18 protein-coding genes are annotated in these 14,092 nt (G+C 58.1%); 11 read left to right on the top strand and 7 right to left on the bottom strand.

Translation table 11 applies throughout. From position 1 onward, the window contains the following. Window positions 1-39 precede the first annotated feature (39 nt). From ICA16_RS16330 to ICA16_RS16320, 3 genes are all read left to right on the top strand, one after another. Entirely contained in the window at window positions 40-786 is a 747-nt protein-coding gene (locus ICA16_RS16330) for a tRNA-uridine aminocarboxypropyltransferase (RefSeq protein ID WP_210701092.1), read from the top strand. Between the two features lie 223 nt (window positions 787-1,009). Next, the gene (erdR, locus tag ICA16_RS16325) at window positions 1,010-1,660 is read left to right on the top strand and encodes a response regulator transcription factor ErdR (RefSeq protein WP_150618065.1); all 651 of its coding nucleotides are present in this window, start codon (window positions 1,010-1,012) and stop codon (window positions 1,658-1,660) included. Window positions 1,661-1,734: 74 nt separating this feature from the next. Next, window positions 1,735-2,097: a diacylglycerol kinase gene (locus ICA16_RS16320; protein WP_042557932.1), complete on the top strand. Its 363-nt coding sequence runs from the start codon at window positions 1,735-1,737 to the stop codon at window positions 2,095-2,097. On the opposite strand, the gene ICA16_RS16315 is transcribed toward ICA16_RS16320, so the two are convergent. Further along, on the bottom strand, window positions 2,094-3,020 hold the full coding sequence (locus ICA16_RS16315; RefSeq protein WP_042557933.1) for a LysR family transcriptional regulator: 927 nt from the start codon (window positions 3,018-3,020) through the stop codon (window positions 2,094-2,096). The genes ICA16_RS16320 and ICA16_RS16315 overlap by 4 nt on opposite strands. A gap of 146 nt (window positions 3,021-3,166) precedes the next feature. Between ICA16_RS16315 and fpr the strand changes: the two genes are divergently transcribed. After that, a complete protein-coding gene (gene fpr, locus ICA16_RS16310; RefSeq protein ID WP_003443014.1) occupies window positions 3,167-3,946 on the top strand; it encodes a ferredoxin-NADP reductase in 780 nt (259 codons plus the stop codon). Window positions 3,947-4,156: 210 nt separating this feature from the next. Here the strand turns inward: fpr and tsaA are convergent, their stop codons facing one another. The 6 genes from tsaA to rimO form a co-directional block, all read right to left on the bottom strand. Beyond that, the gene (tsaA, locus tag ICA16_RS16305; RefSeq protein ID WP_210701041.1) at window positions 4,157-4,855 is read right to left on the bottom strand and encodes a tRNA (N6-threonylcarbamoyladenosine(37)-N6)-methyltransferase TrmO; all 699 of its coding nucleotides are present in this window, start codon (window positions 4,853-4,855) and stop codon (window positions 4,157-4,159) included. 144 nt (window positions 4,856-4,999) lie between these two features. Further along, the gene (locus ICA16_RS16300) at window positions 5,000-5,770 is read right to left on the bottom strand and encodes an SDR family oxidoreductase (RefSeq protein WP_150605450.1); all 771 of its coding nucleotides are present in this window, start codon (window positions 5,768-5,770) and stop codon (window positions 5,000-5,002) included. Window positions 5,771-5,906: 136 nt separating this feature from the next. Further along, entirely contained in the window at window positions 5,907-6,377 is a 471-nt protein-coding gene (locus tag ICA16_RS16295; protein ID WP_150594482.1) for a YehS family protein, read from the bottom strand. Between the two features lie 75 nt (window positions 6,378-6,452). Then, entirely contained in the window at window positions 6,453-7,163 is a 711-nt protein-coding gene (locus tag ICA16_RS16290) for an rRNA pseudouridine synthase (protein ID WP_150618062.1), read from the bottom strand. A gap of 188 nt (window positions 7,164-7,351) precedes the next feature. After that, on the bottom strand, window positions 7,352-7,825 hold the full coding sequence (locus ICA16_RS16285; RefSeq protein ID WP_150605452.1) for a GNAT family N-acetyltransferase: 474 nt from the start codon (window positions 7,823-7,825) through the stop codon (window positions 7,352-7,354). Between the two features lie 207 nt (window positions 7,826-8,032). Beyond that, window positions 8,033-9,358, bottom strand: a complete 1,326-nt coding sequence (gene rimO, locus ICA16_RS16280; protein WP_210701091.1) for a 30S ribosomal protein S12 methylthiotransferase RimO — start codon at window positions 9,356-9,358, stop codon at window positions 8,033-8,035. A gap of 33 nt (window positions 9,359-9,391) precedes the next feature. Here rimO and ICA16_RS16275 point away from each other — a divergent pair, with 33 nt between their 5' ends. The 7 genes from ICA16_RS16275 (at window position 9,392) to ICA16_RS16245 (ending at window position 14,082) form a co-directional block, all read left to right on the top strand. After that, window positions 9,392-11,011 carry a recombinase family protein gene (locus tag ICA16_RS16275; RefSeq protein ID WP_210701040.1) on the top strand — a complete coding sequence of 540 codons (1,620 nt, stop codon included), beginning with the start codon at window positions 9,392-9,394 and terminating at the stop codon, window positions 11,009-11,011. Between the two features lie 65 nt (window positions 11,012-11,076). Beyond that, a complete protein-coding gene (locus tag ICA16_RS16270; protein WP_210701039.1) occupies window positions 11,077-11,334 on the top strand; it encodes a DUF1654 domain-containing protein in 258 nt (85 codons plus the stop codon). A gap of 125 nt (window positions 11,335-11,459) precedes the next feature. Then, window positions 11,460-11,999 carry a hypothetical protein gene (locus tag ICA16_RS16265; protein ID WP_210701038.1) on the top strand — a complete coding sequence of 180 codons (540 nt, stop codon included), beginning with the start codon at window positions 11,460-11,462 and terminating at the stop codon, window positions 11,997-11,999. Then, window positions 11,996-12,202: a hypothetical protein gene (locus ICA16_RS16260; RefSeq protein ID WP_210701037.1), complete on the top strand. Its 207-nt coding sequence runs from the start codon at window positions 11,996-11,998 to the stop codon at window positions 12,200-12,202. Before ICA16_RS16265 ends, ICA16_RS16260 begins: the two co-directional genes overlap by 4 nt. After that, a complete protein-coding gene (locus ICA16_RS16255) occupies window positions 12,195-13,190 on the top strand; it encodes a TolC family protein (protein WP_210701036.1) in 996 nt (331 codons plus the stop codon). The genes ICA16_RS16260 and ICA16_RS16255 overlap by 8 nt, the downstream gene beginning before the upstream one ends. 221 nt (window positions 13,191-13,411) lie before the next feature. Further along, the gene (locus ICA16_RS16250) at window positions 13,412-13,702 is read left to right on the top strand and encodes a hypothetical protein (RefSeq protein WP_210701035.1); all 291 of its coding nucleotides are present in this window, start codon (window positions 13,412-13,414) and stop codon (window positions 13,700-13,702) included. Between the two features lie 11 nt (window positions 13,703-13,713). After that, window positions 13,714-14,082: a hypothetical protein gene (locus ICA16_RS16245; protein WP_210701034.1), complete on the top strand. Its 369-nt coding sequence runs from the start codon at window positions 13,714-13,716 to the stop codon at window positions 14,080-14,082. The last annotated feature ends 10 nt before the right edge of the window (window positions 14,083-14,092 follow it).

The following is a 14,092-nucleotide window of genomic DNA, read 5'->3' as shown; positions in this document are numbered from 1 at the left end:
GTTCGTGTCGAGTTTCCCTGCTGTGTGGCGCCGCCCGTGATCAATCATGCCCCTAACGCCGTAGCCCGCCTGCGCGATCAACGCGAGGACGAGGGCATCAAGCCGATTCAGGCCCGAGGCTTTCGCTCCGAGCGCTGCCGCGACTGTCGGGTGATCATCAGCCATTGCCTGTGCGCCTGGCGGCCAAGCGTCGACTCCCGCTCGGGTGTGTGCCTGATCATGACCGGCAAGGAAGTATTCAAACCGAGCAACACCGGTTGGCTGATTGCTGATGTGGTACGGGATAACCACGCATTCATCTGGTCACGTACCGAGCCTGACCCGCAGATGCTGGCGCTGCTCAATGACCCACAGTGGCAGCCGTACCTGGTGTTTCCCGGGGAATATGTCGAGCCGTCGCGGGTGACAAACACCGTCGAACTCGACAGCAGCAAGCGCCCGCTGTTTATTCTGCTGGACGCGACCTGGACCGAGGCGCGCAAGATTTTCCGCAAGAGCCCGTACTTCGAGCGCTTGCCGATTCTCAGCCTGCTGCCCGACAAACTGTCGCGCTACCGTTTGCGCCGCTCGACCCGCAGCGAGCACCTGTGCACCGCCGAAGTCGCAGCACTGTGTCTGGAACTGGCAGGTGACAGCGACGCTGCATCGGCACTGGATGCTTATTTCGATGTGTTCAGTCAGCATTATCTGGGCGCCAAACAGCAATTGGATATGAATGAATCGACGCCGGCCCATGCCGAGTTGCAACCCTTTATACGAAAGCCGCAGGCGGACTTGGCCCAATAGTGGCCCATACTGCACATTGCGGCGGCCGTGTTGCTTGACCACCCTGTCTTCGCTGGGCATGCTTGGCGCCGATTAGGGTGCGGCCAAGGTTTGAAACGCCGTGTTTGCTGGTTATTGGCGTTGAACGTGCCCCTATGGATGCCGCTGCAAGCAGCATCTTGAGTTGCTTTGGCCAGAGCCGAATAGACCGGCTCTGCCATCAAAAAACAGGATCATTTGAAAAATGGCCACATACGACATCCTGATTGCCGATGATCACCCCCTGTTTCGTAGCGCCCTGCATCAAGCGGTGACGCTGGGCCTTGGCCCGGATGTACGGCTGGTGGAAGTGGCGAGCATCGCCGAACTGGAAACGCGTCTGACAGAAAAGGCTGACTGGGATCTGGTCCTGCTGGATCTGAACATGCCCGGCGCTTTCGGGTTTTCCGGGTTGGTGATGTTGCGCGGCCAATACCCGCAAATTCCGGTGGTGATGGTTTCGGCGCAGGAAGAAGCCTCGGTGATGGTCAAATCCCGCGAGTTCGGCGCCAGTGGCTTTATTCCCAAGTCCAGCGACCTCAGCGTGATTCAGGAAGCCGTGCGCAAAGTGCTCGATGGCGATGTGTTCTGGCCACCGCAAGCTTTTGAAGCGGTCAGCGTTTCTGCCGAAGCCAAAGCCGCCAGCGATGGCCTGGCCAGCCTGACACCTCAGCAGTTCCGCGTCTTGACCATGGTCTGCGAAGGCCTGTTGAACAAGCAGATTGCCTATGAATTGAGCGTGTCGGAAGCGACCATCAAGGCTCATGTCACGGCGATCTTTCGCAAGCTGAATGTGCGTACACGAACGCAGGCGGCATTGCTTCTGCAACAACTTGAGTCAATTGCGAGCCAGTAATGGCTGGCGCGTTCACGCTTTTTTGACTTTGGTTGATCTAGCTTTCCCACTCCTTTTTGGTTGGTTTCTACTTTATGTCACCTTTCAAGGGCCAGACCGGCCTGAAACGCATCCTCAACGCCTCCGGTTACTCGCTGGACGGTCTGCGCGCAGCCTTTACCGGCGAAGCGGCATTCCGCCAACTGGTGCTGCTTAATGTGGTGCTGGTACCACTGACGTTCTTTCTGAATGTCAGCCGTGTTGAACAGGCGCTGTTGATCGCCGTGTGTCTGCTGGCGCTGATCGTCGAACTGCTGAACTCGGCAGTGGAAGCGGCCATCGACCGCATCTCGCTGGAGCTGCACCCACTGTCCAAGAACGCCAAGGACATGGGCAGCGCCGCGCAATTTGTCGCGCTGAGCATGATCGCGCTGGTGTGGGCCGTGATTCTGCTTTAAGCGATAGTCGGCAGAACGATCTCGTCGCTGCGCTGAACCCCGGCGGTGAAAGCGCGGCACAGTTCGAGAAACTCGCGCATGGCCGAGGTCTGGTACTTCTGTTTGTGCCAGATGAAGTAGAACTGCCGCGCCAGATCCATATCTGGCGTCTCCACCGCCACCAGGCTGCCGCGCCGGAATGCATCACGCAGCGCCAGCCGTGAGATGCAGCCAATCCCCAGCCCCGATTCCACCGCGCGTTTGATCGCTTCGGTGTGTTCCAGCTCAAGTCGGATATTCAGCGCGCTGCGATGGTGACGCATGGCCTGATCAAACGTCAGGCGCGTGCCGGAGCCTTGTTCGCGCAGAATCCACGCCTCGTGCGTCAACTCTTCCATGCTCGCGCTGCCGCGTTTGGCCAGTGGATGCTGCGGCGCGCAGAACACCACCAGTTCATCCTCGACCCAGCTCTGCACTTCGATGTCCGGATGGCTGCAATCGCCTTCGATTAGACCCAGATCAATTTCATAGTGAGCGACCTGTTGCACGATGTTAGCGGTGTTCTGAACGTGCAGCTTCACCTGGCTTTCCGGATGGCGCTGCATGAAGCTGCCGATCAGCAGGGTCGCCAAGTAATTGCCGATGGTCAGCGTCGCGCCGACGGCCAGCGAGCCGAAACCGGACTTGCCGTTGAGCAGGTCTTCGATCTCCTTGGCTTGATCGAGCAGGGCCACCGCTTGCGGCAACAGCTGTTTGCCGAGGGCGTTGAGGCTCAGCCGTTTACCGGCGCGGTCGAACAGCTGGCAGCTGGACTGGCGCTCCAGTTCGGTGATCGAGGTGCTCGCCGCCGATTGTGAAAGGTTGAGCAGACCCGCAGCACGGGACACGCTTTCCTGCTGGGCGACGGCGACGAAGACTTGCAGTTGACGGAGAGTAAATCGCATATCGATATAACCGATAACCCTTATCTTAATAATCCAGTTAACAGATATTGTCGTCGCTATTAGAATGCGATGCAATTGCGCACCGTCGGCCTGCCATCATTGGCTTCAAGAGACGCGCAGACCCAATATCCAGGAGTCAAACGTACATGAGCAACATGAACCACGAGCGTGTCCTCAGTGTTCATCACTGGAACGATACCCTGTTCAGCTTCAAGTGCACCCGCGACCCGGGCCTGCGCTTCGAGAACGGGCAGTTCGTGATGATCGGCCTGCAACAACCAAATGGCCGCCCGCTTATGCGCGCTTACTCGATCGCCAGCCCGAACTGGGAAGAGCATCTGGAGTTCTTCAGCATCAAGGTGCCTGATGGCCCGCTGACTTCGCAGTTGCAGCACCTGAAGGAAGGCGACGAGATCATCATCAGCAAAAAGCCTACGGGCACGCTGGTACTGGATGACCTGAAACCTGGCAAACACCTTTACCTGCTCAGCACCGGCACCGGTCTGGCGCCGTTCATGAGCGTGATCCAGGACCCTGAAACCTACGAGCGTTTCGAAAAAGTGATCCTGTGCCACGGCGTTCGCTATGTGAATGAAGTCGCCTACCGCGAATTCATCACCGAGCACCTGCCGCAGAACGAGTTCTTCGGCGAAGCGCTGCGCGACAAGCTGATCTACTACCCAACCGTGACCCGCGAACCGTTCGAGAACGAAGGCCGCCTGACCGACCTGATGCGCAGCGGCAAGCTGTTCAGCGACATCGGCCTGCCGCCGATCAACCCGCAGGACGACCGCGCCATGCTGTGCGGTAGCCCGAGCATGCTCGACGAGACCAGTGAAGTGTTGAACAGCTTCGGCCTTAAAGTCTCGCCGCGCATGCGCGAGCCGGGTGATTACCTGATCGAGCGTGCGTTCGTCGAGAAGTAAGCACCACTGAAAAGCCCCCATTGCCTGCACAGGTAATGGGGGCTTTTTCATGCCTGAAACATTTCCTTGTAGGAGCTGCCGAAGGCTGCGATCTGTTGATCTTGATCCATTAAAAACAAGATCAAAAGATTGCAGCCTTCGGCAGCTCCTACACAAAGCAAAAGCCCGCGTTGCCCGAAAAGGCAGCGCGGGCTTTTTGGTTTTCGGGGCTTACGCGTTGGCGGGGATGACTTCGAGGACGCGAATCTGCTCCGGCACCGGGTAATGCCAGCGCACGTCCAGATCCCAGAATTGTGCGCCGTATTCACGTTCCGGCGCTGGCGTCTGATACGCCGGGCGCGGATCCTGCGCCAGACACTGCTCGATCAACTCAACCAACGGCTCGGCCAGGCGCTGTGCGTGTGTGTGCGCTTGTTGCAGCGCGGTGTCCGTCCACTGCACGTCAATCAGTTGCGGCGCAGCGCTGGCGATGCTGTTGGAGGCGTCGGGGATGATGTCGGCGTAAGGCACGTAAGGTTTGATGTCGAGAACCGGCGTGCCGTCGAGCAGATCGATACCGGAGATGAACAGGCGATTGGCTTCGACCTTGTCCAGTTTCACCACGGATTGGCCAATGCCATTCGGACGATGGGTGGCGCGAGTGGCGAACACGCCCATGGATTTGTTGCCGCCGAGCCGGGGAGGGCGCACTTTCAAGCGCGGTTTTTCTTCCAGAGCCTGATGGAACAGGAACAGCAGCCAGACGTGACTGACCTGTTCCAGACCCTGCACGGCGTCACCCTGATCGAACGGCGGCACCAGTTCCAGCACGCCACGGGCGGCGGGCGCCAATTGCGGTTGGCGCGGGATGGCGAACTTCTCCTTGAAGCAGGAGCGGACAAAGCCGATGGGGGAGACGCTGTAAGTCATGGTTTGAGGTCGAGACGGGGTAGGGTGGGAATGATGCCCTAAAGATCAAAAGATCGCAGCCTTCGGCAGCTCCTACAGGATGTTCGCCGATCCTGTGTAGGAGCTGCCGAAGGCTGCGATCTTTTCCAATCGGCTACGCCGATTTCAGAGGCTGAACCCACCATCCAGCGGAATGATATTCCCGGTCATGTACGCCCCGGCCGTGCTCGCCAGACTGATCGCCAGCGCTGCCATTTCTTCTTCGCGCCCCCAACGTTTCATCGGAATCAGCGCCGTGTCTTCGGCCAATGCTTGCTGATCATTGCCAATATGCTGGGTCATCTTGCTCGGGAATCGGCCCGGTGCGATCACGTTGACGTTGATGTGCTGGCTCACCAGTTCGCGGGCCAGAATCCGTGACAACTGATGCAAGGCAGCCTTGCTTGGCCCATAGGCATAGGCCTGCTCGCCGAAGGAAGAAATCCCCGCCACCGATCCGATATTGATGATCCGCGCCGGATTCGCCGCTGAGCCGGCCTGGCGCAATAGCGGCAGAAACTGCTGGATGCAACTGAACACCGACGTCACGTTGAGCTGCATGACTTTCTCCCAGCCCTTGACCGGGTAGCTCTCCAGCGGCGCGCCCCAGGTGGTGCCGGCGTTGTTCACCAGAATATCCAGGTGAGTGATCTGCTCGGCCAATCGAGCGGCCAGTTCCTGAACGCCTTCTTCAGTCGCCAGATTCGCTGCCACGCCGTGGCATGTGCCCAACGCGCCGAGTTCTTCGGCCGTTTGATGACAGGCCTCGGCATCCCGGGCGCAGACGAAAACCCGGGCGCCGGCCTCGACAAAGGCCTTGGCGATCATTTTGCCGATACCACGAGTGCCGCCGGTCACCAGAGCGGTGCGGCCTTGCAGGGAAAAGTATGGGTGCATGGCGAATCCTGAGTGCTAGGGATCAATACACCCTAGTCGTCAGCCACGAAAAGCGGAGCCACTATTTTTGCGAGGAATGAGGATTCATACAGCCGAGCCTCAAGCCGCCTCCCGGGCGGCTCAAGGCTGGCGGGGCTTACTGCGGGCGAACGCGCAGGGTCAGGCCCTTGAGGAAGTTGCGCAGCAGTTGATCGCCACATGGGCGGTAGTTGGTGTGGCCAACCTTGCGGAACAGTGCGCTCAGCTCAGGCTTGGACACCGGGAACTCGGCAGCCTTGAGGATTGCGTGCATGTCGTCTTCTTTCAGTTCGAAGGCCACGCGCAGCTTTTTCAGAATGATGTTGTTGGTCACCGGCACTTCGATCGGCTGTGGCGGACGGCTTTCGTCCTTGCCACGTTTGAAGATCACCAGACCGTCGAGGAAGTGCGCGATGACTTCGTCCGGGCAGCGCACGAAGCCTTCTTCGTCTTCTTCTTTCTTGTCGAGGTATTTCACCAGGTCTTCGAGGGCGATTTCCATGCCGCCGGTCTTGGTGATTTCAATGACTTTCTTGTCGCTGATGTCGAGCATGTAGCGCACGCTGCGCAATACGTCGTTATGAATCATGTGGGCAATCCTGATCTCTCGCTGTGGGCATCGCGCGGGGCGCTGCCGAAAATGTGGGGCGGCAAAACAGAGTCGTCAGAACTTCTCTTTGCCGGACATGTAGCGCCATTGGCCGACTGGCACCTTGCCGATGGACACACCGCCAATACGGATGCGGCGCACGCTGATGACTTTCAAGCCAACGGCCTGGCAGAGCTGGGCAATGATCCCCGGCTGCGGGTTTTTCATGGCGAAGCGCAGGCGGTTTTCGTTCTGCCAACTGGCTTTGACCGCCGGCAACTCCTTGCCCTTGTGGGTGAGGCCGTGGGTCAGGCGGTTGAGGCCGTGAGCGACCATATCGCCCTCTACTTCAACCACGTATTCCTGCTCGATCTTGGCGGAGTCGGCGGTGAGCTTGCGCAGGATTTTCCAGTCCTGGGTGAATACCAGCAGACCGCTGGCATTGGCCTGCAGGTCGGCGCTGGTGCTCAGGCGCAGGAAGTGCCCGCGCAACGGGCGTTTGCCGTAGCGGTGTTCTTCGCTCAGGGTTTCGGCGCTGATCAGCTGCATTGCACTGTCGGTATCCATGCCGGCCGGGACGTTGAGCAGAATAGTGACTGGCTCAGGCGCGGTGGCCTTGGCGTCTTTGTCGAGCTCGACCTTTTGGCCTTCGACCTTGAATTGCGGCTCGTCGATGACTTCGCCGTCCACGGTGACCCAGCCGCCCTCAATGAACAGCTCGGCCTCCCGGCGGGAGCAACCGACCAGTTCGATGAGGCGTTTGGAGAGGCGAATCGGGTCAGTCATGACAGGGCCGTAACAAAAAAGGGGTGGGCATTGTACCTGTGTGGCGCCGGTTAAGCCCGGTTCCATTTCGGTGCGTTCGCATTACTTGTGGGAGCTGGCTTGCCAGCGATAGCATCACCTCGATGTATTTGCCAGACCGCGGCGTCTGCATCGCTGGCAAGCCAGCTCCCACAAGGATCTATATTGTGTCAGCCGTTACCTGAGCGTTGCTCGGTCTGGCGCAAGCGCATATGCAGCAACGGATACGGCTGGCCCATGCCATCGACCTCCGAACGTCCGATCACTTCGAAACCCTGCTTGAAGTAAAACCCCAGCGCCTGCGGGTTCTGTTCGTTGACGTCCAGTTCATCGGCGTTCAGGTGCTCCATGGCGTAACGCAATAATCGCTTGCCCAGGCCTTGACCGCGATGCGCGGGGTCAATAAACAGCATTTCTATCTTGCCCGCTGCAACGCCGGCGAACCCGGTGATGCGCTGGTGGCTGTCCTTGGTGCAGATAAGCATTACCGCGTCGAGGTAGCGAGTGAGCACAAGATTGCGCAGCAGCTCTATATAGCTGTCCGGCAGAAAATCATGGGTCGCGCGGACCGAGGCCTCCCAGACCCGGGTCAGTTCCTGATAATCGCTGAGTTTCGGCGTGTGGATGACCGAATGGTGACGCATGCGCGTTTGCCTCTTGTCCGTTTCAAGGGAGTCCGTCCCCCGGTAAACGATAGCCGTAAAAAAGCCCCGCATCTTCAAGAAAAGAGCGGGGCTTTCTGACGCGGCGAAAAAATCCTGTAGGAGCTGCCGAAGGCTGCGATCTTTTGATTTTAAAAAACAAGATCAATAGATCGCAGCCTGCGGCAGCTCCTACAGTGGTGTGCGGGGTTAGATCTGCTCAGCCCACAAGTCGTATTCGTCAGCGTCAGTCACTTTGCACCAGACCTTGTCGCCCGGCTTGAGGTTGCTGCCGTTATCGATAAACACGTTGCCATCGATTTCCGGGGCATCGAAGAAGCAGCGGCCAACCGCGCCTTGCTCGTCGACTTCGTCCACCAGCACTTCGATTTCGCGGCCAATGCGCAGTTGCAGGCGCGCCGAGCTGATGGCTTGTTGGTGCGCCATGAAGCGATCCCAGCGATCCTGCTTGACGTCGTCCGGCACGATGTCCAGATCGAGGTCGTTGGCCGGTGCGCCTTCAACCGGCGAGTACTGGAAGCAGCCGACGCGATCGAGCTGGGCTTCGGTCAGCCAGTTCAGCAGGTACTGGAAGTCTTCTTCGGTTTCGCCCGGGAAGCCAACAATGAAGGTCGAACGGATGATCAGGTCCGGGCAGATTTCGCGCCAGTTCTTGATCCGCGCCAGGGTCTTGTCTTCGAACGCCGGGCGTTTCATCGACTTCAACACTTTCGGGCTGGCGTGCTGGAACGGGATGTCCAGGTACGGCAGGATCTTGCCGGCGGCCATCAACGGGATCAGCTCGTCGACGTGCGGGTATGGGTAAACGTAGTGCAGACGCACCCAGACGCCCAGCGTGCTCAGCGCTTCGCAGAGTTCGGTCATGCGGGTTTTCACCGGCGCGCCGTTCCAGAAGCCGGTGCGGTATTTCACGTCGACACCATAAGCGCTGGTGTCCTGCGAGATCACCAGCAGCTCTTTGACGCCGGATTTGACCAGACGCTGGGCTTCGTCGAGCACGTCACCTACTGGACGGCTGACCAGTTTGCCGCGCATCGACGGGATGATGCAGAAGCTGCAGCTGTGGTTGCAGCCTTCGGAGATCTTCAGGTAGGCGTAGTGGCGCGGGGTCAGTTTGATGCCTTGCGGTGGCACCAGATCGATCAGCGGGTTGTGGTCTTTGCGCGGCGGCACGACGTCGTGCACAGCGTTGACTACCTGCTCGTACTGCTGCGGACCGGTCACGGCCAGCACGCTCGGGTGCACGTTGCGGATGTTGCCTTCTTCCACGCCCATGCAGCCGGTGACGATGACCTTGCCGTTCTCCTTGATCGCTTCGCCGATCACTTCCAGAGATTCAGCCTTGGCCGAGTCGATAAAGCCGCAAGTGTTGACCACCACGACGTCGGCGTCCTGGTAAGTGGACACCACGTCATAGCCTTCCATGCGCAGCTGGGTCAGGATCCGTTCGGAGTCGACCAGAGCTTTCGGGCACCCTAACGATATCATTCCTACACGCGGGGCTTTTACTGTCATCATAGGATGATCCTCATCAGGGTCTTTTTTCTAATGGCTAAAAACGGTGCGCGAGTATACAGCTATTTGCGCTTCTCAGACCCTCGACAGTCCACCGGTGGTAGCGCCGATCGTCAGTTGCAGTACGCCCAGAAGTGGGCCGCTGAAAAAGGCCTGGTGCTCGACGAATCGCTATCCATGCGTGACGAAGGTCTATCCGCATATCACCAACGCCACGTTACCCAGGGAGCCCTCGGGGTTTTCCTGGTGGCGATCGAGGAAGGCCGAATCGCGTCCGGCTCAGTCCTGGTCGTGGAAGGGCTGGATCGTTTGAGCCGTGCTGAGCCGATCCAGGCTCAAGCCCAACTTGCGCAAATTATCAATGCCGGCATTACCGTAGTGACCGCCAGTGATGGCCGGGAGTACAACCGCGCCGGGTTGAAGGCCCAGCCGATGGACCTTGTTTACTCGCTCCTGGTCATGATCCGCGCTCACGAAGAGTCGGACACTAAGAGCAAGCGAGTGAAGGCCTCGATCCGGCGACTATGCGAGGCTTGGCAAGCTGGCACCTATCGGGGCCAGATCCGCAACGGCAAAGATCCTCAGTGGCTCAAGTGGACTGGTACCGAATGGGAATTTATTCCTGAGCGAGTTGCTACCGTACGTCGAGCTCTGCAACTGTATCTGGAGGGGATGGGGGCGGCTCGCGCAGTTCGTATCTTGCACGACGAGGGGCTTAGTTACAGCGACGTTGGAATTACCACTCTGCAGATCTACCGGATGATCAAGCTCAAGGCACTGCGAGGAGCTAAGAGCCTGACAGTTGAGGGTGAGGAGTTTGTCCTTGAGGACTACTACCCACGGCTATTGTCGGAAACGGAATGGGCCGAGTTGCAGCACATGGGTGGCCAAAGATTACGGCGCAGGATGAAAGGCGAGATTCCAGGGATTATCACTGGCATCGGCCTGACTTACTGCGGCTATTGCGGTACCGCCGTCATCGGACAGAACTATATGAGCCGCGCCCGTGCTGACGGCACGCTCGCAGACGGCCATCGCCGCCTGCATTGTGTGTCATACAGCCGAAACGACGGCTGCGGCTCCGGTGGTTCGTGCAGCGTGGTCCCGATTGAGAAAGCATTGCTGAACTTCTGCTCTGACCGACTCAACTTGCAGCGATTGATGCAACTTGGTGACGATGGTCAAGGCCTTCGCCATCAACTGGTGGGTGCGCGGGCTGCGGTACAAAAAATTTCGAACCAACTCGAAAAAGTCACCGCAGCTCTGCTTGCAGATGATGACGGCCCCGCGCCGGTTTCTTTCGTTCGTAAAGCTCGCGAGCTGGAGGCGCAGCAGCTTGATGCAGAAAGGAATGTGGCGAGCATTGAATACGAACTAGCGGTAGCGGCGGGTTCTGGTAAGCCAGCGCAGCATGAGCAATGGACAGAACTGGCTGCCCTGGTAGCTGTGGGTGACTACGCAGCCAGGGAAAAGGTGCGCCAGTTGGTGATGGATACCTTCCAGCGGATCGTGGTTTATATGAGAGGGATGGGCGACGAGGATCGCAAGAGCAAGTTTATTGATGTGCAGCTGCTTTCCCGTACCGGTCAGCACAGGCTCTTGCAGATTAGCCGGAAGACGGGTGAGTGGGTGGCCAGCGAAGACTGGGACTGATGTTGTAGGCTGGCGAGGAGCTATCATATACTGGTTGTACGTACAGTATAGGCAAGGAGCGTTTAATGTCCAACAGCGTCAATCCCGGTGGTCTTGAGCTATCGCATACCCCATTCGAACAGCTTTCCCGCCGCATTCATCGGCAGGTCAATAGCTCGGCGGCGCAGACGCGAAGACGGACGATCATTGCGAAACTAGCAAGTGAAAAGCTGGATGACTGGGAGTGCTTGCTTGATCAACTGGACGTTGAGGACTGCGTGCGGGTTACACGTTTGGAATGTGGTGCTGTTGGTCTGACGTGGACGAATCAGCATTTGGGCTGATCGGAAACGCATACCTCAGGTTTTATATACCTGAGGTATTGATTTAAAAAGATACCTGCGGTTAATCTATGTCCGTCAACTCAGGAACCCAAAGGGGTGTCCTGATTTCAACGGAGGTCAACCGCATGATTCGCCCTACATTTAGCCTTTCTCTTGATGCCAGAGCGCAGCTGGCAGAGCACGTCAAACAGAACGGCGTATTCCCCCTTCCTCTCGTCTGCAACTACGCACCGAGTTTTCTCCTAGCCAATTTGACGATCGAGCAATGTGGTTCCGACGTTGCTGTGCAGGTCCGGTTGGGTGAGACGGTAAACACGCTTACCGTTGGCCTTCAGGGCGATACGGCTCATAGGGTCGAGCAGTTCGTAGAAGAGCTGGCCAACGTACATTACGAGCGTATGGCCCAGCCTATCCTCGATCGAGATCTGGAGTTCTTGTTGCGCAATGCTGCAACAAGCCGCCGTGGACTCTATCTGTTGCCGCAGTCGGGAATGCATGACCTCAGGTTGCTACTGACAGCAGCCGCTGAGAATCCAGAACAGACGTATTTCAGATTTTTATTAGGTGGTGCCGGTATTTCTGCTCCGGCGCTGATGCCCGCAGATCCTGATAAAGCCTACGACCTGCTCTCCAATTTCGTCCGCGAAATCAAGGAGTGGCAATGACCAACTCTCAGCTCCTATTGATATTGGCGAGCTTGTCTGTTTGCCAGGTGATTGCCATGGCTCTGCCTTACTGGATGGGCTGGAGGTCTGGTCAAACAATTGCCGCCGCATCACTCCAAAACGAAAACCAACGATTGCGTGCGGAGTTATCTTCGGCCCTTGCCCAGATACGGCAAATCAAACAGGGGGTGAGCTATGCCTAAGCATCTCATCTGCCAGCGTGTTCGATGGCTGTTGCTGGCCATCGCTGTGGCCCTTTCCAGCGTCACTGCTCTCTCTGTTGGCATGGCCATGTCAACGCTGATTGCTGACCCGATGCTGGCTGCTGTATTCGCCGCGGCGGCGGTACTGCTGGATCTATACAAGTACCTAGCCTGGCCGATTGCTTTGGGAATGCTGGCAGCCGGCAAGCGTGCCTATGCCGTCCTGATGATCACCTCGGCTCTGTTGTTGGCAGCAGTATCAGCGTGGGCTACCTACGATCGCCTACTGACATCCATCGTTTCGGGCCAGGCGCGGCACGCAGCTGTAACCGAACAACGCATGGTTGACCTGCAGGCGGTCAGGTCTGATGGGCTGCGGCAGCTCGAATTCCTGGACAAAGACGCTCGCTCGATCGGAGATCAGGCACGGCAACTGCGCGAGCGCGGCATTGTAAGCAAGGCGCAAGAGTTGGAAGCGTCTGCCCTGGGACGAATCGATGAGCAGCGTGAGCAGGTGCTGCAGCGGCTAGATCGTGCCTCGGTCGAACTCACAGAGCTGCGCGCCAGGCCGATGGCATCCGTGGGGCTGCCGGAGCTGTTGGCGATATTGCTGTGTGCCGGGTTTGCGATTGCCTTGGAGGCGGTGCCCGCGTTGATTGGATCTGCACTGCGAGTTGGCAGTCTGTCCGAGCCCTCGTTGCAAGAGACGATGGCCTCGACAACACCGGCAACGGTCACGGCAACAGTGACAACAGTCCCAGAACATCCAGCATCTGGCGAGCAGCAGGATCTATTCGGATCACCGGACGGAGCCTTGATGAAGACATTGCTCGACATCACGCGAACAGTTGCGCCAGGCACGCCGATATCGCTTCGTGACTTCACTGCTGCAGCTCGTGTCGGGAACCGACGAGCTATGAAGCTATTTCGTGCAGCGCTCGACTTGGGCGAACTACGAAAAACCACCGCCGGCTACGTGACCGCTTGAGGAGGCATGACTATGACTTTCGAATTTTCAGAGCAAGACAGGCAGATCCTCTCGCATAGCGTGTCGGGTTGGAGGAGCGCGAACTTGGATATCGATTCCGCTATCGAGTCCGAGAATTGGCCGGCTATCGACAGTGCCCAGATTGATCGGGCATCGCACGCAAACACCATCGCGTTGATCGTAAATAAGTACACAGATCAAATTGAACAAGGAGCACGGCCATGATCGGCATCCCAGAGACAGGAACCCTGGAAAATGGCCGTATCGCTGCCAACGTCACCAGCGGCTACAAGTTCACCACAGCGGATGGCCGACCTGCGCGTCTGGCGATCATCGATGACCAGGGCAACGTGGTTGAATCTGGCGAAGCAGTGGCGCGTGAGGCGTGGAACGTGTGCATCGCGGTGATTAAAAATTTCAAGATCGGGCAGGGTCATATCGTCGTTCACAGTGCGCCACCGGGCGTGGCTCAGGCCGATGCGAAGAAGAATGTAAAGGGATGCCGTAAATGAATGGAGCCAGCATGTTTACCCACAAGGAACAACTGCTGCACCAGCTGGAAGGGGCAATCAGTGATCTTGCCCGTCAGAACACCAACGAATACCGCGCTCGCTATTATGGCGAGGCGCACGCCTTGCTCAAGTCGCTGGTGATCCTGGAGTCGATTGAGGCTACGGAGGCCCAGCAGTGGCGCGCTGATATTCACGCAACCCACCAGCAGGCTGTTGCGCAATGCCAGGCGGCAGGGGAGTTCGTTGACCTCCAGGTGATCGAGCAGTCCGCGTTTCGCCTGATGCACCTTGCCAAGGATGGCATTTATCCCCGCCGGGAGGTGTTGGCGCCAGTGGCCGGTGTCGGGCGATCAGCACTATATGGAGTATCGCAGGGCTGAACGTCGCCCT

Source organism: Pseudomonas anatoliensis, assembly GCF_017976235.1.
GTDB lineage: Bacteria > Pseudomonadota > Gammaproteobacteria > Pseudomonadales > Pseudomonadaceae > Aquipseudomonas > Aquipseudomonas anatoliensis.
The sequence above is the reverse complement of the archived record's forward strand: the minus strand, read 5'-3'. Positions and strand labels throughout refer to the sequence as shown.